Origin of the sequence: Buttiauxella sp. BIGb0552 (assembly GCF_004366275.1) — a bacterium.
In the GTDB taxonomy this organism is placed as follows: Bacteria; Pseudomonadota; Gammaproteobacteria; order Enterobacterales; family Enterobacteriaceae; genus Buttiauxella; species Buttiauxella gaviniae.
Genome location: NZ_SODY01000003.1, coordinates 621,008 through 641,682, shown reverse-complemented (window position 1 = coordinate 641,682; position 20,675 = coordinate 621,008). Strand labels below are relative to the sequence as shown.

Genomic DNA, 20,675 nt, shown 5'->3' with positions numbered 1-20,675 from the left:
ATGGCAATGGCTGAAAATCAATACTACGGCACTGGTCGCCGCAAAAGTTCTGCAGCTCGCGTTTTTATCAAACCGGGCAGCGGTAAAATCATCATCAACCAACGTTCTCTGGAACAGTACTTCGGTCGTGAAACTGCCCGCATGGTAGTTCGTCAACCGCTGGAATTGGTTGATATGGTTGAGAAATTCGATCTGTACATCACTGTTAAAGGTGGTGGTACTTCTGGTCAGGCTGGTGCGATCCGTCATGGTATCACCCGCGCTCTGATGGAGTACGACGAGTCCCTGCGTGGCGAACTGCGTAAAGCTGGTTTCGTTACTCGTGATGCTCGTGAAGTTGAACGTAAGAAAGTCGGTCTGCGTAAAGCACGTCGTCGTCCTCAGTTCTCCAAACGTTAATTGTCGTCTGCTTTTGCAGAATACAATTTGCGAAAAAACCCGGTCTTGTACCGGGTTTTTTTATGCCTGAAAATTATATTTAGTGTTGCTAACTTCATGATAGCACTAGCTTTTCAGTCAAAATCCAGATCCATCCCCCACAAAACCCGTAAAATCTGGTAAACTATCAACCAATTTTCTGCCCTCATGTCGGCATCAGTTTGTTTTTGCCTCTTTTTTGGCAACTGGTGGTGTTCCGGCGTCTTGGGTATCAAACGGTCAGGTTAGTTGCCGCTTGCGGCTATTAGCAGTAATTTTCTGATAAACTTGGAGGTTTTCATGGCTGTCGCTGCCAACAAACGTTCGGTGATGACGCTGTTTTCCGGTCCTACTGACATCTATAGTCACCAGGTGCGTATCGTACTGGCTGAAAAAGGTGTTAGCGTTGAAATTGAGCATGTGGAAACGGATAACCTGCCTCAGGATCTGATTGACCTCAACCCAAATCACAGCGTACCGACCCTGGTTGACCGCGAACTTACCCTGTGGGAATCCCGCATCATCATGGAATATCTTGATGAGCGTTTCCCGCACCCACCATTAATGCCGGTTTATCCGGTTGCACGTGGTGAAAGTCGCCTGTACATGCATCGTATCCAGAAAGACTGGTATTCACTGATGCACATCGTGATGAACGGTTCTGCTCAAGAAGCTGATGCTGCACGCAAGCAATTACGTGAAGAACTACTGGCCATCGCACCTGTATTTACTCAGAAACCTTTCTTCCTGAGTGATGAATTCAGCCTGGTAGATTGCTACCTGGCGCCGCTGCTGTGGCGTTTGCCGCAGATGGGTATTGAGTTGACAGGCGCGGGTTCTAAAGAGATGAAAGGCTATATGACTCGCGTGTTTGAGCGTGATTCATTCCTCGCTTCTTTGACCGAACCTGAGCGCGAAATGCGTCTTCAGACCCGGGGCTAATTGATGGAAATGTCGCAATTGTCACCACGTCGTCCTTATCTGCTTCGTGCTTTTTACGAGTGGCTACTGGATAACCAGCTCACACCGCACTTGGTTGTGGATGTGACATTGCCAGGCGTGCATGTGCCTATGGAATATGCACGTGACGGGCAAATTGTCCTGAATATCGCGCCGCGAGCGGTAGGAAACCTGGAGCTAGCCAATAGTGATGTGCGTTTTAATGCGCGTTTCGGTGGTGTGCCACGTCAGGTGTTTGTTCCTATGGCTGCGGTTCTGGCTATTTACGCGCGTGAAAATGGTGCTGGCACCATGTTCGAGCCGGAAACCATCTATGACGAAGATGGTGAAAGTCATAACGATATTGAGCAGCAACCATCGGATTCAGAAATGGTGATGCAGGTGATCGATGGCTCACGCCCCGATCACGATGAAGATGACGATGGTCCGGATGATGAGCCCCCACCACGTGGTGGCCGTCCGGCATTACGCGTTGTGAAGTAACTCGCGAAATCATGCCCCTCAAAGTGCAAATCGAAGCCAGTCTTATGACTGGCTTTTTATTGTCTTAAACAAGCTGACAGACTGCATCTTTACGTAAGACATGATTTGCTGTGTTATGATTCGGCTATATTATTTGCGATGCTTCTTCCATAAACGGCCGATTCTGACGCTATGAGTACATTTGACGAGCAACCACCTGAGACGACTGAGACCATCGGTCATACGATGCGCCGTCGCCCGCTTGCGCGTAAAAAGCTCTCGGAAATGGTGGAAGAAGAGCTTGAGCAGATGATTCGCCGACGTGAATTTGCCGAGGGTGAGCAATTGCCTTCCGAACGCGAACTGATGGCATTTTTCAATGTTGGACGCCCGTCGGTACGCGAAGCGCTGGCGGCACTTAAAAGAAAAGGTCTGGTGCAAATTAGTAACGGAGAGCGCGCTCGCGTTTCTCGTCCTTCTGCAGATACCATCATTGGTGAGTTGTCTGGTGTAGCGAAAGATTTCCTTTCGCGTCCTGGCGGAATTGCGCACTTTGAACAATTGCGTATGTTTTTTGAATCTAGCCTGGTTCGCTATGCCGCTGAATTTGCCACAGACGATCAAATAGCTCGTCTTGGAAAAGCGCTGGAGATGAACAACCAGGCCCTGGATGATAACGATCTGTTTATTCGATCCGATATCGAATTCCACCGGGAATTGGCGGAGATCCCTGATAATCCGATCTTTATGGCAGTGCATGTCGCATTGCTAGACTGGTTGATTGCGGCGCGTCCAACGGTTTCTCAGGACGTTCTTCATGCCCACAACAACATTAGCTATCAACAGCATATTGAGATTTATAACGCGATTCAGGCTCGTGATCCTGATGCTGCTGACGCGGCATTAAAAGTTCATTTGAAAAGCGTGTTCGCCTCCTACTATCCCACGCCGCGCAAACGCACTTCCAAGAAGTAGCCAACTTTAATCTGAGATCCCTCGCACGATTTTTTAGTACGTCTCATTAACCATCATAATTTCATATGAGCAAGATCGCATCCTGAGCGCTCAGTGATGTGGTGTTTACTTTTTGATCTGGTATAACAGGTATAAAGGTATATCGTTATGTTAAGAAACCAGACAACAATAGAGGCGTATATGACACAGAATCTTCGCGGTGTGATGCCCGCACTGCTTACTCCGTTCAATCAGCAACAACAGGTAGATACCGACAGCTTGCGCCGTCTGGTTCGTTTCAATATTGAACAGGGTATAGATGGTATCTACGTAGGAGGATCGACAGGAGAGGCCTTTCTACAGAGTGCGCAGGAACGTGAGCAAGTGCTCGAAATCGTTGCTGAAGAAGCCAAAGGGAAAATAACTCTGATTGCGCATGTAGGCAGTATCAGTACTCATGAGAGCCAGGTGCTGGCGAGTGCCGCACGCCGCTACGGTTTTGATGCCGTCTCCGCCGTAACACCATTCTACTATCCATTTAGTTTCAATGAACATTGCGATCACTACCGCGCAGTAATTGATGCATCTGAAGGTTTGCCAATGGTGGTCTACAACATACCAGCATTAAGTGGCGTGAAACTCACTCTCGAGCAAATTGATACCTTAATCAATTTGCCGGGTGTGGGAGCATTAAAACAGACGTCGGGTGATCTCTACCAAATGGAACAGATCCGTCGTGCCCATCCAGATCTGGTGCTCTACAACGGTTATGACGAGATCTTTGCATCTGGTCTGGTTGCAGGAGCAGATGGTGGTATTGGTAGTACTTACAACGTAATGGGATGGCGCTACCAGGCAATCAGGCAAGCAGTTCAGAGCGGCGATATGCAACGTGCCAGTCAGCTTCAAAGTGAATGTAATAAAGTTATTGATGTACTGATTAAAGTGGGTGTTTTCCGTGGACTGAAAACTTTACTGCATTACATGGATGTTGTTGCTGTACCGCTGTGTCGCAAACCATTCTCGCCAGTGGAAGAGCATTATCTACCAGAGCTTAAAGCACTCGCAGCCCAGCTTCAGGAAGAACGTGTAGCGTTCTGAATGAGATAAATAAACCATGGTGTTGTAAACCATACCTAATCAGACCCAACTAAAGGACGAGTTTTTACGAACTCGTACCGGGAGTGCTTTATGAATAACACTGCCCAACGGATCCCGTGGTATCGCCATTTAACTAAGCCGCAATGGAAAGCATTTTCAGCCGCCTGGATTGGCTACTTATTGGATGGTTTTGATTTTGTCTTGATAGCGTTAGTACTAACTGAAATTCAAAGTGAATTTGGCCTTACCACTGTTCAGGCGGCGAGTTTGATCTCTGCGGCCTTTATCTCGCGCTGGTTTGGCGGTCTGGTTCTAGGTGCAATGGGCGATCGTTATGGCCGAAAGCTTGCGATGATAACCAGCATCGTGTTGTTCTCTTTCGGTACGCTGGCATGCGGCTTTGCTCCAGGCTTTACGACGATGTTTCTTGCTCGTCTGCTGATTGGCATGGGGATGGCTGGTGAATATGGGTCTAGTGCCACCTATGTCATCGAAAGCTGGCCTAAACATATGCGTAATAAGGCGAGTGGCTTTCTTATCTCAGGCTTCTCTGTAGGAGCGGTAATTGCAGCTCAAGTATATAGCGTTGTGGTACCGGCATGGGGCTGGCGCGCGCTGTTCTTCATCGGTATTTTGCCTATTATCTTTGCGCTCTGGCTGCGTAAAAATATTCCGGAAGCAGAAGACTGGAAAGAGAAGTTTGCTGATACAAAACCAACCAAAACCATGGTGGATATTTTGTACCGTGGCGAGCATCGGGTTATCAATATTGGCCTGACAGTTGTCGTTGCAACGGCGCTTTATTTCTGCTTTGCCGGTAACCTTGGTAACGCGGTACTTATTGCTGTACTAGGTTTGATATGTGCTGCGGTGTTCATCAGCTTTATGGTGCAAAGCAGCGGTAAGCGCTGGCCAACAGGTGTCACACTGATGGTTGTGGTGTTCTTTGCCTTCCTTTACTCATGGCCTATTCAGGCACTGTTACCAACATATCTGAAAACTGAGCTGGCCTATGACCCAAAAACCGTTGCACATATCCTGTTCTTTAGCGGTTTTGGTGCTGCAGTCGGTTGCTGTGTAGGTGGTTTCCTCGGTGATTGGTTAGGTACTCGCAAAGCTTATGTCTGCAGTCTCCTGGCGTCGCAATTATTGATTATTCCGGTATTTGCCATTGGTGGAGGTAACATTTGGGTGCTGGGTCTGCTGTTGTTCTTACAACAGATGTTGGGGCAAGGAATCGCAGGTATTTTACCAAAACTGATTGGTGGTTATTTCGATACCGAACAGCGTGCTGCGGGTCTGGGCTTTACCTATAACGTTGGTGCGCTGGGTGGTGCACTGGCTCCGATAATTGGCGCCACTATTGCTCAGCGCCTCGATTTAGGCACTGCACTTGCGTCGCTTTCGTTTAGCCTGACCTTTGTAGTCATTCTGCTGATTGGCCTGGATATGCCATCACGGATTCAGCGCTGGATTCATCCTGAAGCAGTACGGACTCACGATGCAATAGATGGGAAGCCGTTTAGTGGGGCTGGTGTTGTTAAAGAAGGGGCGGTTAAGGGACCGATGATGCACAAAGCTGTGAAATAAAGCAGTCTGATAGAACATAAAAAAGCCCGGTGATTTTCATATCACCGGGCTTTTCGTATTGATAAGTCAGGTAAGCGAATCGCTACCTGACAGACAAATTACACTTCAAGGAAGTTCAGTATCCCGTCAGCCGCTTTACGGCCTTCAGCGATTGCAGTTACCACCAGATCGGAACCACGAACAGCGTCACCGCCAGCAAAGATTTTCGGGTTGCTGGTCTGGAATGGATTATCACTACCTTCCGGTGCCAGAATACGGCCCTGGCTATCGAGTTCAACACTATGTTTTTCCAGCCACTGCATGGCATGTGGACGGAAACCAAACGCCATAATCACCGCATCGGCAGGCACAACGTGTTCTGAACCAGCGACAATTTCTGGACGACGGCGGCCATTGGCATCCGGTGCACCCAGCTCAGTTCGAGCCACTTTCACACCCGATACGCGACCGTTGCCATTCACTTCGACACCCAGTGGCTGCACGTTGAACTGGAACTCAACACCTTCTTCACGCGCATTTTTCACTTCGCGTTTAGAGCCCGGCATGTTCTCTTCATCACGGCGGTAAGCACAGATGACGTGCGTTGCACCCTGGCGAATAGAACTACGCACGCAGTCCATCGCGGTATCACCACCGCCAAGTACCACAACGCGTTTGCCTTCCATATTCACATACGGCTCTTCTGGTGAGTCGCCGAAGCCCATGATCTTTTTGGTGTTAGCAATGAGGAACGGTAGGGCGTCAAATACGCCTGTTGCATCTTCATTCTCTAAACCACCGCGCATTGACTGATAAGTGCCAACACCCAGGAACACGGAATCATACTCTTTCAGCAGGTCGTCAATCTGAACGTCACGGCCCACTTCGGTGTTCAACTTGAATTCGATGCCCATGCCACTGAAGATTTCGCGGCGTTTGGTCATCACTTCTTTTTCCAGCTTGAACGCTGGAATACCGAAGGTCAGCAGGCCACCAATTTCTGGGTGACGGTCATAAACCACAGCTTTCACACCGTTACGTGCCAGCACATCAGCACATGCAAGCCCAGCAGGGCCAGCACCGATGATGGCAACACGCTTGCCGGTTTGCTTAACGCCCGTCAGGTCTGGTTTCCAGCCCATCTCAATCGCTTTATCGTTGATATAGCGCTCGATGTTACCGATGGTGACGGCACCAAACTCGTCGTTCAGCGTACAAGAACCTTCGCAAAGACGGTCTTGTGGGCAAACACGTCCACACACTTCCGGCAGGCTGTTTGTCTGGTGAGACAGTTCAGCCGCTTCAATAATGCGCCCTTCGTTGGCAAGCTTCAGCCAGTTTGGAATGTAGTTATGAACCGGGCATTTCCATTCACAGTACGGGTTGCCACAAGACAAACAGCGGTCTGCCTGTGCTTTGGCTTGGCCTTCTGAGAACGGCTCGTAAATTTCCACAAATTCAATTTTACGGATCTTGAGCGGTTTCTTTGGCGGATCAACGCGCTGTAAGTCGATAAATTGATAAACGTTTTGACTCATCGTGACCTCTTACTGCGCCTGCACCCGCAGCTCAGCTGCGGAACGACTGCGGTGACCCAACAATGCTTTAACATCACTGGACTTCGGTTTAACCAACGTGAATTTCGAGGCAAATTCCGGCCAGTTAGCCAGAATTTCTTCGCCGCGCTGGGAACCCGTCAGTTGCACATGCTCGGTAATCATTCCGCGCAGGTGTTCTTCGTGAATAGCCAGCTCATCAACGTTGAGCAGTTCAACCAACTCAGGGTTAACGCGTTTACGGAAATCACCATCTTCATCAAGCACGTAAGCGAAACCACCGGTCATACCTGCACCAAAGTTCACGCCCGTCTTGCCGATGACACAGACAATGCCGCCAGTCATGTATTCACAACCGTTATCGCCAATGCCTTCTACCACGGTAATCGCACCGGAGTTACGCACAGCGAAACGCTCACCCGCACGGCCTGCAGCATAAAGTTTGCCGCCTGTTGCACCGTACAAGCAGGTGTTGCCTATGATTGTTGCTTCGTGGCTGCGGAAGAATGAACCTACCGGAGGACGCAGCGAGATCAAACCGCCAGCCATACCTTTACCGACGTAGTCGTTGGCATCGCCAGTCAGGTGTAACTCAACGCCACCGGCGTTCCATACACCAAAGCTTTGCCCGGCAGTACCGCTGAAATGCGCTTTAATCGGATCGGCTGCAAGCCCCTGGTCGCCATTATGCTGTGCAATATAACCAGACAATGTGGCACCCACTGAACGGTCAGTGTTGCGGATATCAAACCAGAACGTTTTGCTCTGCTTGTCATCAACATACTGCTTCGCCTGAGCGAGCAGTTGAGCGTTCAGGTCGCCTTTATCGAATGGCGGGTTCGTTTCGGTCCAGTAGACTGCTTTGCCCGGCATAGGCTCCGCTGTTTTCAGCAGATTCGACAGATCCAGGTTTTGTTGTTTGGCAGTGAAACCGTCCAGCTCTTTGAGCAGGTCAGTACGGCCAATCAAGTCAACCAGGCGCTTCACGCCTAACTGCGCCATCAACTCACGTGTTTCACGGGCAATGAATTCAAAGTAGTTTGTCACTTTGAATGGCAGGCCGTGATAGTGGTTTTTACGCAGTTTTTCATCCTGAGTTGCAACACCGGTTGCGCAGTTGTTCAGGTGGCAAATACGCAGGTATTTACAACCCAATGCGACCATTGGACCGGTACCGAAACCAAAGCTTTCTGCGCCAAGAATCGCGGCTTTGATGATGTCTAAGCCCGTTTTCAGGCCGCCATCAACTTGCAGGCGAATCTTATGACGCAGGCCGTTCGCAACCAGTGCCTGTTGTGTTTCCACCAGACCCAGTTCCCACGGGCAACCTGCATATTTCACTGACGACAGCGGGCTTGCACCGGTACCACCGTCGTAACCGGCGATAGTAATCAGGTCGGCATAGGCTTTCGCCACACCTGTTGCGATGGTGCCAACGCCTGGTTCGGAAACCAGTTTGACAGAGATCATCGCCTTCGGGTTGACCTGTTTCAGGTCGAAAATCAGCTGCGCCAAATCTTCGATAGAGTAGATATCGTGGTGCGGCGGAGGTGAAATCAGCGTAACGCCAGGTACGGAATAACGCAGTTTTGCGATATACGGCGTAACTTTATCACCCGGCAACTGACCACCTTCGCCAGGCTTAGCACCCTGAGCGACTTTAATCTGGATAACATCGGCGTTCACCAGGTAAGCCGGGGTCACACCGAAGCGGCCAGAAGCGACCTGTTTGATACGGGACACTTTATTGGTGCCGTATCGCGCAGGGTCTTCACCACCTTCACCGGAGTTGGAGTTGCCGCCGATGCTGTTCATCGCTTCTGCCAGCGATTCGTGTGCTTCCGGGCTCAATGCACCGATAGACATCGCAGCAGTATCGAAACGTTTATAAAGCTCAGTGGCAGGCTCAACATCTTCAATCTTGACTGTTTCATCTTGCGGGTTCAGAGCAAGCATATCGCGCAGTGTTGCCACCGGGCGCTCGTTCACAAGTTTCGCGTACTCTTGATAATCTTTGTATTCGCCACTGTTTACTGCTTTTTGCAGCGTCTGAACCACGTCCGGGTTGTAAGCGTGATATTCACCACCGTGAACGTATTTCAGTTGCCCGCCCTGGTCCAGCGGCTTGCGAGCGAGCCATGCGCGCTTAGACAGGTTCAACAAATCTTGTTGGAAGTCGTTAAAGCCTGCACCACCAATACGGCTGACAACGCCCTGGAAACACAGCTCAGAAACTTCTTTATGCAGGCCGACCGCTTCAAACAGCTTCGAGCAACGATAAGAGGCGATAGTCGAGATGCCCATTTTGGACATGATCTTGTACAGACCCTTGTTGATACCGTTGCGGTAGTTCTGCATGACTGCACGGTACGGCTTTTCGATAGCAGTGCTGTCGACTAACTTCGCCAGTGTTTCGTAGGCGAGGTATGGATAGATTGCCGTCGCACCAAAACCGAGCAGAACAGCGAAGTGGTGCGGGTCACGCGCACTTGCCGTTTCAACGATAATGTTCGCATCGCAACGCAGATTTTTCTCGACCAGGCGAGTCTGTATCGCGCCAACCGCCATCGGCGCCGGAACGGGCAGGCGATCTTTCGCGATGTTACGGTCAGACAGCACTAACAGAACCGTGCCGTTGCGAACCATGCGTTCAGCTTCATCGCACAGTGTATTGACGGTTTCGTGGAGCGACTGGGTGGAAGCATCGTAAGTGATGTCCAGCGTGTCAGCCCGATAATGCTCTTCTTCAAGCGTTGTCAGCTGCTGGAAATCAGACCATAACAGAATTGGCGATTTGAAGCTCAGGCGGTGAGCCTGGCCTTCTGCTTCACAGAAGACGTTCATTTCGCGGCCAATGCTGGTTGCCAGTGACATAACGTGCGCTTCACGCAGCGGGTCGATTGGCGGGTTAGTTACCTGCGCAAACTGCTGACGGAAGTAGTCGTAAATAATACGTGGCTGGCTAGAAAGTACAGCAAACGGGGTGTCGTCACCCATTGAACCCACAGCTTCCTGGCCATTCTCACCCAGTACACGAATCACAGAATCCAGCTCTTCTACGCTGTAGTTAAACTGTTTCTGGAAGCTTGCGAGGGTATCGTCATCCATTTCACGGGAGCCAACTTCTTCGTCTGGTAAATCTTCAAACGGCACCAAGCGACGGACGTTGTTTTCCATCCACTCTTTATACGGGTGGCGGCTCTTCAAATCGGCATCGGTTTCAGCTGAATGCAGAATTCGGCCAATACGCGTATCGATAACCATCAACTCGCCAGGACCGACACGGCCTTTCTCGATGACTTCGTCAGGCTGGTAATCCCAGATCCCCACTTCAGAAGCACAAGTGATCAGCTTATCTTTAGTGATGACGTAGCGCGCCGGGCGCAGGCCGTTACGGTCCAGGTTACAGGCGGCGTAGCGCCCATCGGACATAACGATACCGGCCGGGCCATCCCATGGCTCCATATGCATGGAGTTAAAGTCGAAGAAGGCGCGTAACTCTGGGTCCATGTTCGGGTTGTTCTGCCAGGCTGGTGGAACCAGTAAACGCATGGCGCGAACAATATCCATACCGCCTGCTAACAGCAGCTCGAGCATGTTATCCATGGAGCTTGAATCGGAACCGGTTTCGTTCACGAATGGCGCTGCGTCATGCAAATCCGGAATCAATGGAGTCTGGAACTTGTAGGTACGGGCACGTGCCCACTGGCGGTTACCGGTGATGGTGTTGATTTCACCGTTGTGCGCCAGGTAGCGGAACGGCTGAGCTAGCGGCCAGCGTGGTACGGTGTTGGTGGAGAAACGTTGGTGGAACAGGCAAATAGCTGATTCCAGGCGTAAGTCCGCCAGGTCCAGGTAAAAGCGCGGCAAATCTGCCGGCATACACAGACCTTTATAGATGTTAACCAGGTTGGAGAGACTACAAACGTAGAAGTCTTTATCCTGGATGCGTTTCTCAATGCGGCGGCGGGCGATAAACAGGCGACGTTCCATATCACGTGGGCGCCAGCCAGCCGGAGCATTAACAAAAATTTGTTCGATGCGAGGTTTTGAGGAGAGGGCGATTTCACCGAGTACGTCTTCATTGGTTGGCACTTCGCGCCAGCCGACAATCGACAAGGTCTCGTTTTGCAACTCTTCTTCAACGATGCGGCGGCTTGCACTTGCCAGCGCGTCGTCTTTGTTTAAGAAAATCATGCCTACCGCATAATTTTTTGCCAAACGCCAACCACGTTCTTCCGCAACGATTCGGAAGAAACGGTCAGGTTTTTGCAACAGCAGGCCACAACCATCACCGGTTTTACCATCGGCGAGGATTGCTCCACGGTGTTGCATTCGGGCCAGTGCGTGAATAGCAGTACGCACTACCTTGTGGCTAGGTTCGCCTTCTATGTGGGCGATCAGGCCGAAACCACAGTTATCCTTCTCAAGGGATTTATCGTACAACATATCAGTGAACCTCCCCAGGCTCTACGTGATTCCCGATACCGATTGCGTCCAGACGCAGCAAGGGCATGGCGACGGGGTTTGCGCATCTACGCTCACCTCGCGTGTCGCCCTCTTTATGTCTAACGCATCCGGTTGCACAAGTATTGAGGACTTGCTTTAGAGGGAATCTTAATTACTGCATAAATATGGTGGGCACAGAACCCACCCAGAAAGCTTCCAGCGGATTTCCAAGTTATCGGGAAAGCGCACACAGGTCAAATGGCATTCTTATTTATACGATTATGTGCTAAATGGTATTTAACATCATGAATGTAAACATTTTATTATCATTTTTATCGTATTTAAGCGGCAGGAGGATCGCCTGGGTATTGTGATCTCTCTCACTATCTGGCGGGCTGCAAAATTCCAGACCGTGCTGGCAATGCTTAAGTTGGCAGGATCTTGTGCTATCAATGAGGTCTGGCGTGTTGTATGCCACTGTTTTTCACAAGGGCACATATTCTTTAAAAATAGAGGGTCAATATAAGGAAAAGTAATCATCTTATGCGTGCGTAAAATTGCACTAATTTTGCATTGTTATGCAACAGATAAAGCTGCGCCAAAGCGATTGATCCAGGTCATCGCTAAATTGGTCAGATAATGGCAGGCTACGTCCCTTTTACAGGGCGGCCCATCAGATTATGCAGTTACAAAAATTAGTCAATATGTTTGGTGGGGATCTTCAGCGTCGTTACGGCCATAAGGTCCATAAACTCACGCTGCACGGCGGTTTCAGTTGCCCAAACCGAGACGGCACTATCGGGCGTGGCGGCTGTACTTTTTGCAATGTGGCCTCTTTTGCCGATGAAACCCAACAAAACCACTCTATCGCTGATCAACTGGAGCGCCAGTCGCAGTTGGTGAATCGCGCGCAGCACTACCTTGCTTATTTTCAGGCGTACACCAGTACGTGGGCGGAAGTACAGGTACTGCGTTCGATGTATCAACAAGCCGTCAGTAAGGCATCTATTGTTGGGCTATGCGTTGGTACTCGTCCGGATTGTGTACCGGACAGCGTGCTGGATTTGTTAAGCGAATACCATGAGAAAGGCTATGAGGTCTGGTTAGAGCTGGGCTTGCAGACGACGCATGATAAAACTCTACATCGTATTAATCGTGGGCATGATTTTGCCTGCTACCAGGAAACCACGCGCCGGGCCCGTACCCGGGGTTTAAAAGTGTGCAGCCATTTGATTGTCGGCTTGCCGGGTGAAAAACACGATCACTGTATGGAGACGCTGGAAAAAGTCGTTGAGACAGGCGTGGACGGTATCAAACTCCACCCATTACATATCGTCAACGGCAGCACGATGGCCAAAAGCTGGCAGGCAGGGCGGTTGCAGGCGATTGAATTAGAAGAGTATGCGACAGTCGCCGGGGAGATGATTCGCCATACCCCGCTTGATGTCGTGTTCCATCGCATTTCGGCTAACGCACGGCAGCCAACCCTGTTGGCACCACTGTGGTGTGAGAATCGTTGGGCCGGAATGGGCGCTATCGATAAGTATCTGACTGAGCATGGCACACAAGGTTCGGCGATAGGTACACCATGGAGCCCGGCAATTCTGTTGTAATCCCTAAGCGTGCGGTATATTTAGCTGATTGATGACGAGGGAAACGTTCCATGAAGCAAATCCGGTTACTGGCACAATATTACGTTGATTTGATGGTGAAGCTCGGATTAGTGCGCTTCTCGTTGTTGCTGGCCTCTGCCCTTGTGGTGTTGGCTATTGTGGTGCAAATGGCCGTGACCATGCTGTTACGTGGCCAGGTTGAAAGTATTGATGTTGTCCGTTCTATCTTCTTTGGCCTGTTAATTACGCCCTGGGCCGTCTATTTCCTATCCGTGGTGGTTGAACAGCTCGAAGAGTCGCGCCAGCGGCTTTCAAAGCTGGTGCAGAAACTTGAAGAGATGCGCGAACGCGATCTAAAACTCAATGTGCAGCTCAAAGACAACATTGCACAGTTGAACCAGGAAATTGCCGACCGCGTTAAAGCCGAAGATGAACGCCGTACCATGCTTGAGCAATTGAAAGTTGAGATGCAGGAGCGTGAAGAGACGCAACTCCAGCTTGAGCAGCAGTCGTCATTCTTACGCTCTTTCCTTGATGCTTCCCCGGACCTGGTTTTCTATCGCAATGAGGACAAAGAGTTTTCGGGTTGTAACCGTGCGATGGAACTGTTGACGGGCAAAAGCGAAAAACAGCTGATTAGCTTGAAACCGGAAGATGTCTATTCGCCAGAAGCGGCGCAGAAGGTTATCGAAACGGACGAAAAAGTATTTCGTCATAATGTTTCCCTTACCTACGAACAATGGCTGGATTACCCCGATGGGCGTAAAGCCTGTTTTGAAATTCGTAAAGTGCCTTATTACGACCGTGTCGGCAAACGCCATGGCTTGATGGGCTTTGGTCGCGATATTACTGAGCGTAAGCGTTATCAGGATGCGCTTGAGGGCGCCAGCCGCGACAAAACTACCTTCATTTCTACGATTAGCCATGAACTACGTACACCGCTGAACGGTATCGTCGGTTTAAGCCGTATCTTACTTGATACCGAACTGAATGCTGAACAAACAAATTATCTCAAGACCATTCACGTTTCGGCGATCACGCTGGGTAATATTTTCAACGATATCATTGATATGGATAAGCTTGAACGCCGTAAGGTTCAGCTTGATAACCAACCAATTGATTTCACCAGCTTCCTTGCTGATCTCGAAAACCTCTCCGGCTTGCAGGCGCAGCAAAAAGGGCTGACGCTTGAAATGAACCCAACCCTACCGTTGCCGCATAAAGTGGTGACGGACGGTACGCGTTTGCGCCAGATTCTCTGGAACCTCATCAGCAACGCCGTGAAGTTCACCCCGAAAGGCGGGTTAGTCGCTGTGCGTGTGCAGTATGAAGAAGAGAATACGCTGCGCTTTGAAGTGCAGGATTCCGGTATTGGTATTCCGCAGGATGAGCAGGACAAGATCTTCGCCATGTATTATCAGGTGAAAGATAGCCACGGTGGTAAACCAGCAACCGGTACGGGGATTGGTCTGGCGGTATCGCGCCGTCTGGCTAAGAGCATGGGTGGCGATATTACCGTTAGCAGTAAGCCGGGTGAAGGCTCTCTGTTTACCCTGACAATTCAGGCACCGCGCGTGGCGGATGAAGTTGAAGATACCCTTGAAGACGACGAAATGCCGCTGCCAGCGTTGCACGTGTTGCTGGTGGAAGACATTGAGCTCAACGTGATTGTTGCACGCTCGGTGCTTGAAAAGTTGGGTAATAGCGTAGATGTCGCAATGACAGGCAAAGAGGCGTTAGAAAAATTCACCCCGGGAGAATATGACCTGGTGCTATTGGATATTCAGTTGCCTGATATGACGGGGCTGGATATTTCCCGTCAGCTGACAACACGTTACGCCCGTGAAGATTTACCGCCGCTGGTGGCCTTGACTGCTAACGTATTGAAAGATAAAAAAGAGTATCTGGATGCTGGCATGGATGATGTGCTGAGCAAACCACTCGCAGTTCCGGCGTTGATGGCGATGATCCAAAAATTCTGGGACAACCAAAAATCAGAGTCTGAAAAGGAGTCTCCAATGTCTCAAGTTAATAGTGAAAAGCAACAAGCCTTGCTCGATATTCCGATGCTTGAGCAGTACATGGACTTAGTAGGACCAAAACTGATTACTGATGGACTGGCGATGTTTGAAAAAATGATGCCGGGTTACCTGAGTGTGTTGGATTCCAATATGACCGCTCGCGACCAGAAAGGTGTGGTGGAAGAAGGCCATAAAATTAAAGGTGCTGCGGGATCTATTGGATTGCGCCATTTACAGCAAGTTGCTCAGCAAATTCAGTCGCCGGACTTACCAGCCTGGTCAGAAAATGTGGGTGAGTGGATTGAAGAATTGAAGCATGAATGGCAACACGATGTTGATGTTCTGAAAGCCTGGGTTGCTAACGCCCCCAAAAAATGACCCCGGATAAACCGGGGTGCGCGAATTCTGCGCCAACACCAGGGAAAAGCCCGGTTGCGCCGTAAGTTATAAGTTTTTATCCAGTCGGCGCAGCCGATAATCTCGTATGCTGCTCAGGCATTAAGATAGCAAATCTTAAATGATTTGTTACGTGAATCAGTAAAATGTGTGAAGCATAGCGATCAAATCATAATAACTGATGATAACTATCGCATGATCAATAGGAATGGCCGAATGAAGAAGATTGGTGTGGTGCTTAGTGGCAGTGGGGTTTACGACGGTAGCGAGATTCAAGAAGCGGTTATTACTCTATTGGCAATCGCTCGCTCTGGCGCTGAAGCTGTTTGTTTTGCACCTGATAAACCTCAAGCGGAAGTTATTAATCACCTGACTAATAATAAATCTATTGAGCATCGTAATGTACTGGTTGAAGCAGCTCGAATTACCCGGGGGGCTATTACTCCACTGGAGCTGGCCGATGCTAACGAACTGGATGCGTTGATTGTTCCAGGTGGCTTTGGTGCGGCAAAAAATCTGTGCGATTTTGCCAGTAAAGGTAGTGAGTGTCAGATTGATGGCGATTTACGCCGCCTTGCCAGGGATTGTCACGCGCAGGGTAAGCCTCTTGGTTTTATCTGTATTGCTCCTGTGATGTTGCCAAAGATTCTTGATGTACCAGTGCGTTTGACCATTGGCACGGATATCGACACCGCAGAAATAGTTGAAGAGATGGGGGCAGAACATGTCCCTTGCCCGGTCGATGATATCGTGGTTGATGAAGAGCAAAAAGTAGTGACCACGCCAGCTTATATGTTGGCAACACGTATTGATGAAGCCGCATTGGGCATCGAGAAACTGGTCGCTCGCGTTATGGATATGACTGCATGAAGAAAGGGCGAATTGCGCTCTTGAGTACCCTGAGGCGCTGGCTATTTCGCGGTGTACTGGCTTTCGCCGGAGTCTGGCTGGCGGGGGTTATTCTGTTTAGCTTTTTGCCTGTGCCGTTTTCAGCCGTAATGGTAGAGAGGCAGCTCAGCGCCTGGTTTAGCGGTGATTTCGGTTACGTAGCTCACTCGGATTGGGTAAGTATGGATGAGATCTCACCGTTGATGGGGCTTGCGGTTATTGCGGCAGAAGACCAGAAATTTCCCAACCACTGGGGATTTGACGTTAATGCTATCGAAAAGGCCATTGCCCATAATGAACGTAATGAAAATCGCGTTCGCGGCGCATCGACACTTTCTCAGCAAACTGCCAAGAACTTGTTTTTGTGGGATGGACGAAGCTATGTCCGTAAAGGTCTTGAGGCTGGGCTAACGCTGGGTATGGAGGCCGTCTGGACTAAACGCCGCATTCTCACGGTTTATCTAAATATCGCGGAATTTGGCGAGGGGATTTTTGGTGTGGAAGCCGCTTCACAGCGCTATTTCCACAAACCAGCAAGCCGTCTGACGGCATCAGAAGCGGCATTGCTGGCTGCTGTATTGCCCAATCCGATTCGCTTTAAAGCGAATGCACCTTCTGGCTATGTACACCAGCGGCAGCAATGGATATTGCGCCAGATGCGCCAGTTGGGTGGCGAGTCATTCATGGCGCAGAATGAGCTGAAGTAAATTAGTCTTCGTCAAAACCTGAATTAAACAGGGCGATAACCGCATTCAAGGCTTGCTCTTCTTCAGGCCCGGTAACTTCAATTTCGATGTGTCCACCTTTAGCGGAATCCAGCATCAGCAATGCAATCACGCTGTTGGCTTCCGCCTCCGTGCCAGCCTCGTTACGCAGCATTACTTCGGCATCAAAGCTTTGCACCAGTTCGAACAGTTTCATTGCTGGGCGCGCGTGCATGCCCAGTTTGTTGGTGATCTCAACGGTCTGTTTTACTGTCATGTTTTGCGTTTTTCCAGCGTACGGTGACGGGATTGCACATTTTTCCCGCGCGAACGGAAATAGTCTGCCAGTTGTTCAGCAATATAAACTGAACGGTGTTTACCGCCTGTACAACCAATTGCCACAGTCAAATAGCTGCGGTTATTGGTTTCCAGCATCGGTAACCACTGCTCAAGATAACTGCGTGTCTGGTAGATAAAATTGTGCACTTCGGTGTGACGGTCAAGGAACGCAGCGACAGGTCTGTCGAGACCAGTCATCGGACGAAGCTTCGGATCCCAATGCGGGTTTGGCAGGAAGCGTACGTCGAACACGTAGTCAGCATCGATTGGAATACCGTGTTTAAAGCCGAAGGACTCGAACACCATAGTCAATTCGCGTTCACGTTTGCCGAGCAGACGCGTACGCAACATTTCCGCAAGTTCGTGCACTGACATTTCAGAGGTATCGATAATCAGATCAGCTCTGGATTTCAGTGGTTCCAGCAGGTCACTTTCTTCATCAATTGCACTTTCTAACGAAAGATTTTTGTTGGAAAGTGGATGCAATCGACGCGTGTCGCTATAACGACGGATCAGCGTATTGCGATCGGCGTCGAGGAATAATAATTGTGGCGAAAATGAGTCAGGCAGATTACTCATCGCCTGTTCAAAAATTTCCGGGTTTTCCGGCATGTTACGCACGTCGATGCTCACTGCCGCAGAAATTTTTCGCTCTGCGAGAGTTTTGGCAAGATCAGGTAACAGCACCACTGGTAGATTATCTACGCAGTAGAATCCCATATCTTCTAGTGCACGCAAGGCTACAGACTTCCCTGAACCAGAGCGGCCGCTGACGATCATCAGCACCATTTTTTCACTCCCCCAACTTCTCTTGCTGTGATGTCAACACAATCACAGCCAGATTATTCACTTTCACTACCATGTTCTGTTTCGGTAATGATCTGATAAAGCTCTTCATCGCTTTGCGCAGAACGCAGGCGTCGACAAATTGTTTTGTCTGCCAGACGCTTTGCCACCAGAGATAATGTGTGCAAATGCGTTTTTGTTTGATCCGCCGGTACAAGCAGCGCAAACATGAGGTCTACCGGCTGGTTATCAATCGCATCAAATGCGATAGGGGTCTCCAGTTTAATAAACACCCCAACCGCGCGGGTGGTATCTTCTTCCAGCTTCCCATGAGGTATAGCGATACCGTTACCGATACCGGTACTCCCCATACGTTCGCGCGTCAGCACGGCTTCAAAAACCACTTGTGGTGGCAGGCCGAGTTGCTTTGCTGCCAGCTCACTGATGATTTCCAGTGCACGTTTTTTACTCTGGCAATGTACGTTGGTACGAGTACATTCCTTGTTCAGGACATTACTAAGTTGTAGAGCAGAATCGTTGTTCATCATAAGTTCACCTAAGCACCCTGTTATGCTAACGGCCCGTTAAGTAACGAGCCGTCTATGCTGGAACAGTTGCCCGGATTATCAGTGTTGTTTTAGTTTATCTTTATGTTTGGTTAACTGGCGCGCCAGTTTATCAATTAAGCCATCAATTGCCGCATACATATCCTGGCCATCAGAGCTTGCATGGATTTCACCACCATTCACATGAAGCGTTGCATCGGCAATATGCGTGACCTTTTCAACCTTTAACACAATGTAGACCTGGTTAATTCTATCGAAGTACTGCTCCAGTTTGGCAAACTTCGTACTCACAAAATCGCGCAGTGCGTCAGTGATTTCGACGTTTTGTCCTGTAATGTTGAGCTGCATAGTGTCTTCCTTATCGGTTAAGTCATACCAGCTGTTTACGCTGATTTGACGGTGGTATGGATAAAGACTCTCGGTACTTCGCAACAGTGCGGCGTGCCACCATGATCCCCTGATCGGATAGCATAGTCGTTAACTTGCTATCACTCAGAGGTTTCGCAGGGTTTTCCGCAGCAATTAATTTCTTCACCAGTGCCCGAATCGCCGTAGATGAGGCCTCGCCTCCGCCTTCGGTATTCACATGGCTTGAGAAGAAATACTTCAATTCAAAAATGCCGCGTGGACTGTGCAAATATTTTTGCGTGGTCACACGGGAAATAGTCGATTCATGCATTTCGACTACTTGGGCAATATCAGCAAGAACCATCGGTTTCATGTGCTCTTCGCCGTGCTCAAAAAAACCTTGTTGCTGCTCAACGATACAGCGACTGACGCGCAGCAGCGTATCGTTGCGGCTTTCAAGACTTTTAATCAACCACTTCGCTTCTTGCAGGTTACTGCGAATAAATTGTGAGTCGCTGTCATTGCGGGCATTGGTACCCATTGCAGCGTACTGCTGATTAATTTTAAGGCGTGGAATGCTGTCGGCGTTTAATTCTACCGTCCAGCGCCCCTGAATCTTTTTGACCAGAATATCGGGAATGACATATTCGGGTTCACTGGTTTGAATCGATTGGCCTGGGCGTGGATCCAGAGACTGAATCAGGCACATTGCCTCTTTCAGAACTTCTTCTTTCAGGCGAGTGACGCGCATCAGGCTACGGAAATCATGGTTGGCCAGTAGATCCAGATGATCGCTGACAATCAGTCGTGCCTCGGTCAGCCACGGTGTTTCTCTGGCGTACTGAGAAAGTTGGATGAGCAAGCAATCGCGGAGATCGCGTGCGGCAACGCCAACAGGATCAAAACGCTGGACGCGTTTAAGTACCGCTTCCACTTCGTCGATCGTGATTTCTTCATCGCCCATGCTTTCCAGAATTTCTTCCAGCGAAACCGTGAGATAACCCATCTCATCGACAGCATCGACAATAGATGTCGCAATGGCAGTATCGGTATCAGAGAACGGAGTGAGATCGACCTGCCACATCAGGTAATCCTGAAGTGACTGGGTAGTTTCCCCTTGATAAACCGGCAGCTCGTCATCACTGTAATCAGAGCCTGTTCCTGATGGTGTGCCCGCGGTGTAGATCTCGTCCCAGCTGGTATCTAACGGCAATTCGTCAGGCATCTCTTTTTGTTCGAGAGCTTCACGGGTATCTAACGCTTCGTTTTCACGAACTTCCTGAGTTTCAATTTCTTCATGCAGATCGGTTTGCTCAAGCAGTGGGTTACTTTCCAGGGCTTGTTGGAGTTCTTGCTGAAGCTCTAACGTTGACAACTGCAACAGGCGGATTGCCTGCTGTAACTGTGGAGTCATAGCAAGTTGTTGGCTAAGCCGTAATTGCAAACCTTGCTTCATATTCAGAGCGAGCTTCCTCAGGTATATACCCGGCATACTTCGAGTTGCAGGAACGAGGGCAACTCGAATTACCCAGAGTATTAATAATTA

At 49.7% G+C, this 20,675-nt stretch carries 17 protein-coding genes; 10 read left to right on the top strand and 7 right to left on the bottom strand.

The genetic code is table 11. The annotated features are described in order from the left end of the window. The first annotated feature begins 6 nt into the window (after positions 1-6). The 6 genes from rpsI (at position 7) to EDF88_RS11900 (ending at position 5,484) form a co-directional block, all read left to right on the top strand. Positions 7-399 (top strand): 30S ribosomal protein S9, encoded by a 393-nt coding sequence (rpsI, locus tag EDF88_RS11925; RefSeq protein ID WP_034459799.1) that lies wholly within the window; start codon positions 7-9, stop codon positions 397-399. A gap of 318 nt (positions 400-717) precedes the next feature. Further along, complete coding sequence (sspA, locus tag EDF88_RS11920; RefSeq protein ID WP_034498882.1) at positions 718-1,359, top strand: stringent starvation protein SspA; 642 nt, start codon at positions 718-720, stop codon at positions 1,357-1,359. 3 nt (positions 1,360-1,362) lie between these two features. Further along, positions 1,363-1,860, top strand: a complete 498-nt coding sequence (gene sspB, locus EDF88_RS11915) for a ClpXP protease specificity-enhancing factor (RefSeq protein WP_064514124.1) — start codon at positions 1,363-1,365, stop codon at positions 1,858-1,860. A gap of 171 nt (positions 1,861-2,031) precedes the next feature. Beyond that, the gene (locus tag EDF88_RS11910; protein ID WP_064514123.1) at positions 2,032-2,814 is read left to right on the top strand and encodes a transcriptional regulator NanR; all 783 of its coding nucleotides are present in this window, start codon (positions 2,032-2,034) and stop codon (positions 2,812-2,814) included. 180 nt (positions 2,815-2,994) lie between these two features. After that, positions 2,995-3,894, top strand: a complete 900-nt coding sequence (gene nanA / locus EDF88_RS11905) for an N-acetylneuraminate lyase (RefSeq protein ID WP_134184828.1) — start codon at positions 2,995-2,997, stop codon at positions 3,892-3,894. Between the two features lie 90 nt (positions 3,895-3,984). Further along, on the top strand, positions 3,985-5,484 hold the full coding sequence (locus tag EDF88_RS11900; RefSeq protein ID WP_064514119.1) for an MFS transporter: 1,500 nt from the start codon (positions 3,985-3,987) through the stop codon (positions 5,482-5,484). Between the two features lie 98 nt (positions 5,485-5,582). On the opposite strand, the gene EDF88_RS11895 is transcribed toward EDF88_RS11900, so the two are convergent. Both EDF88_RS11895 and gltB read right to left on the bottom strand, forming a co-directional pair. After that, entirely contained in the window at positions 5,583-7,001 is a 1,419-nt protein-coding gene (locus tag EDF88_RS11895) for a glutamate synthase small subunit (RefSeq protein WP_064514117.1), read from the bottom strand. Positions 7,002-7,010: 9 nt separating this feature from the next. Then, a complete protein-coding gene (gene gltB / locus EDF88_RS11890) occupies positions 7,011-11,468 on the bottom strand; it encodes a glutamate synthase large subunit (RefSeq protein ID WP_134184826.1) in 4,458 nt (1,485 codons plus the stop codon). Positions 11,469-12,148: 680 nt separating this feature from the next. On the opposite strand from gltB, the gene EDF88_RS11885 reads away from it, so the two are divergent. The 4 genes from EDF88_RS11885 (at position 12,149) to mtgA (ending at position 17,093) form a co-directional block, all read left to right on the top strand. Next, positions 12,149-13,081: a TIGR01212 family radical SAM protein gene (locus EDF88_RS11885; RefSeq protein ID WP_134184824.1), complete on the top strand. Its 933-nt coding sequence runs from the start codon at positions 12,149-12,151 to the stop codon at positions 13,079-13,081. Between the two features lie 50 nt (positions 13,082-13,131). After that, the gene (arcB, locus tag EDF88_RS11880) at positions 13,132-15,480 is read left to right on the top strand and encodes an aerobic respiration two-component sensor histidine kinase ArcB (RefSeq protein WP_134184822.1); all 2,349 of its coding nucleotides are present in this window, start codon (positions 13,132-13,134) and stop codon (positions 15,478-15,480) included. Positions 15,481-15,714: 234 nt separating this feature from the next. Beyond that, positions 15,715-16,368, top strand: coding sequence for an isoprenoid biosynthesis glyoxalase ElbB (elbB, locus tag EDF88_RS11875; protein WP_064514111.1), 654 nt, complete (start codon positions 15,715-15,717; stop codon positions 16,366-16,368). Continuing rightward, complete coding sequence (mtgA, locus tag EDF88_RS11870; RefSeq protein WP_064514110.1) at positions 16,365-17,093, top strand: monofunctional biosynthetic peptidoglycan transglycosylase; 729 nt, start codon at positions 16,365-16,367, stop codon at positions 17,091-17,093. Before elbB ends, mtgA begins: the two co-directional genes overlap by 4 nt. A gap of 1 nt (position 17,094) precedes the next feature. Here the strand turns inward: mtgA and npr are convergent, their stop codons facing one another. From npr to rpoN, 5 genes are all read right to left on the bottom strand, one after another. Continuing rightward, on the bottom strand, positions 17,095-17,367 hold the full coding sequence (npr, locus tag EDF88_RS11865; RefSeq protein ID WP_034459769.1) for a PTS phosphocarrier protein NPr: 273 nt from the start codon (positions 17,365-17,367) through the stop codon (positions 17,095-17,097). After that, on the bottom strand, positions 17,364-18,218 hold the full coding sequence (gene rapZ / locus EDF88_RS11860; RefSeq protein WP_064514108.1) for an RNase adapter RapZ: 855 nt from the start codon (positions 18,216-18,218) through the stop codon (positions 17,364-17,366). The genes npr and rapZ overlap by 4 nt, the downstream gene beginning before the upstream one ends. A 53-nt stretch (positions 18,219-18,271) precedes the next feature. After that, the gene (gene ptsN / locus EDF88_RS11855) at positions 18,272-18,763 is read right to left on the bottom strand and encodes a PTS IIA-like nitrogen regulatory protein PtsN (protein WP_064514106.1); all 492 of its coding nucleotides are present in this window, start codon (positions 18,761-18,763) and stop codon (positions 18,272-18,274) included. Between the two features lie 78 nt (positions 18,764-18,841). Then, positions 18,842-19,129 (bottom strand): ribosome hibernation promoting factor, encoded by a 288-nt coding sequence (gene hpf, locus EDF88_RS11850; protein WP_064514104.1) that lies wholly within the window; start codon positions 19,127-19,129, stop codon positions 18,842-18,844. Between the two features lie 22 nt (positions 19,130-19,151). Next, positions 19,152-20,585 (bottom strand): RNA polymerase factor sigma-54, encoded by a 1,434-nt coding sequence (gene rpoN / locus EDF88_RS11845; RefSeq protein WP_134184820.1) that lies wholly within the window; start codon positions 20,583-20,585, stop codon positions 19,152-19,154. Positions 20,586-20,675: the final 90 nt, after the last annotated feature.

What these genes read in the sequence shown, in the direction of transcription:
- rpsI (WP_034459799.1), top strand. Translation starts at nt 7, where the DNA reads ATGGCTGAAAATCAATACTACGGCACTGGTCGCCGCAAAAGTTCTGCA.
- sspA (WP_034498882.1), top strand. Translation starts at nt 718, where the DNA reads ATGGCTGTCGCTGCCAACAAACGTTCGGTGATGACGCTGTTTTCCGGT.
- sspB (WP_064514124.1), top strand. Translation starts at nt 1,363, where the DNA reads ATGGAAATGTCGCAATTGTCACCACGTCGTCCTTATCTGCTTCGTGCT.
- EDF88_RS11910 (WP_064514123.1), top strand. Translation starts at nt 2,032, where the DNA reads ATGAGTACATTTGACGAGCAACCACCTGAGACGACTGAGACCATCGGT.
- nanA (WP_134184828.1), top strand. Translation starts at nt 2,995, where the DNA reads ATGACACAGAATCTTCGCGGTGTGATGCCCGCACTGCTTACTCCGTTC.
- EDF88_RS11900 (WP_064514119.1), top strand. Translation starts at nt 3,985, where the DNA reads ATGAATAACACTGCCCAACGGATCCCGTGGTATCGCCATTTAACTAAG.
- EDF88_RS11895 (WP_064514117.1), bottom strand. Translation starts at nt 7,001, where the DNA reads ATGAGTCAAAACGTTTATCAATTTATCGACTTACAGCGCGTTGATCCG.
- gltB (WP_134184826.1), bottom strand. Translation starts at nt 11,468, where the DNA reads ATGTTGTACGATAAATCCCTTGAGAAGGATAACTGTGGTTTCGGCCTG.
- EDF88_RS11885 (WP_134184824.1), top strand. Translation starts at nt 12,149, where the DNA reads ATGCAGTTACAAAAATTAGTCAATATGTTTGGTGGGGATCTTCAGCGT.
- arcB (WP_134184822.1), top strand. Translation starts at nt 13,132, where the DNA reads ATGAAGCAAATCCGGTTACTGGCACAATATTACGTTGATTTGATGGTG.
- elbB (WP_064514111.1), top strand. Translation starts at nt 15,715, where the DNA reads ATGAAGAAGATTGGTGTGGTGCTTAGTGGCAGTGGGGTTTACGACGGT.
- mtgA (WP_064514110.1), top strand. Translation starts at nt 16,365, where the DNA reads ATGAAGAAAGGGCGAATTGCGCTCTTGAGTACCCTGAGGCGCTGGCTA.
- npr (WP_034459769.1), bottom strand. Translation starts at nt 17,367, where the DNA reads ATGACAGTAAAACAGACCGTTGAGATCACCAACAAACTGGGCATGCAC.
- rapZ (WP_064514108.1), bottom strand. Translation starts at nt 18,218, where the DNA reads ATGGTGCTGATGATCGTCAGCGGCCGCTCTGGTTCAGGGAAGTCTGTA.
- ptsN (WP_064514106.1), bottom strand. Translation starts at nt 18,763, where the DNA reads ATGATGAACAACGATTCTGCTCTACAACTTAGTAATGTCCTGAACAAG.
- hpf (WP_064514104.1), bottom strand. Translation starts at nt 19,129, where the DNA reads ATGCAGCTCAACATTACAGGACAAAACGTCGAAATCACTGACGCACTG.
- rpoN (WP_134184820.1), bottom strand. Translation starts at nt 20,585, where the DNA reads ATGAAGCAAGGTTTGCAATTACGGCTTAGCCAACAACTTGCTATGACT.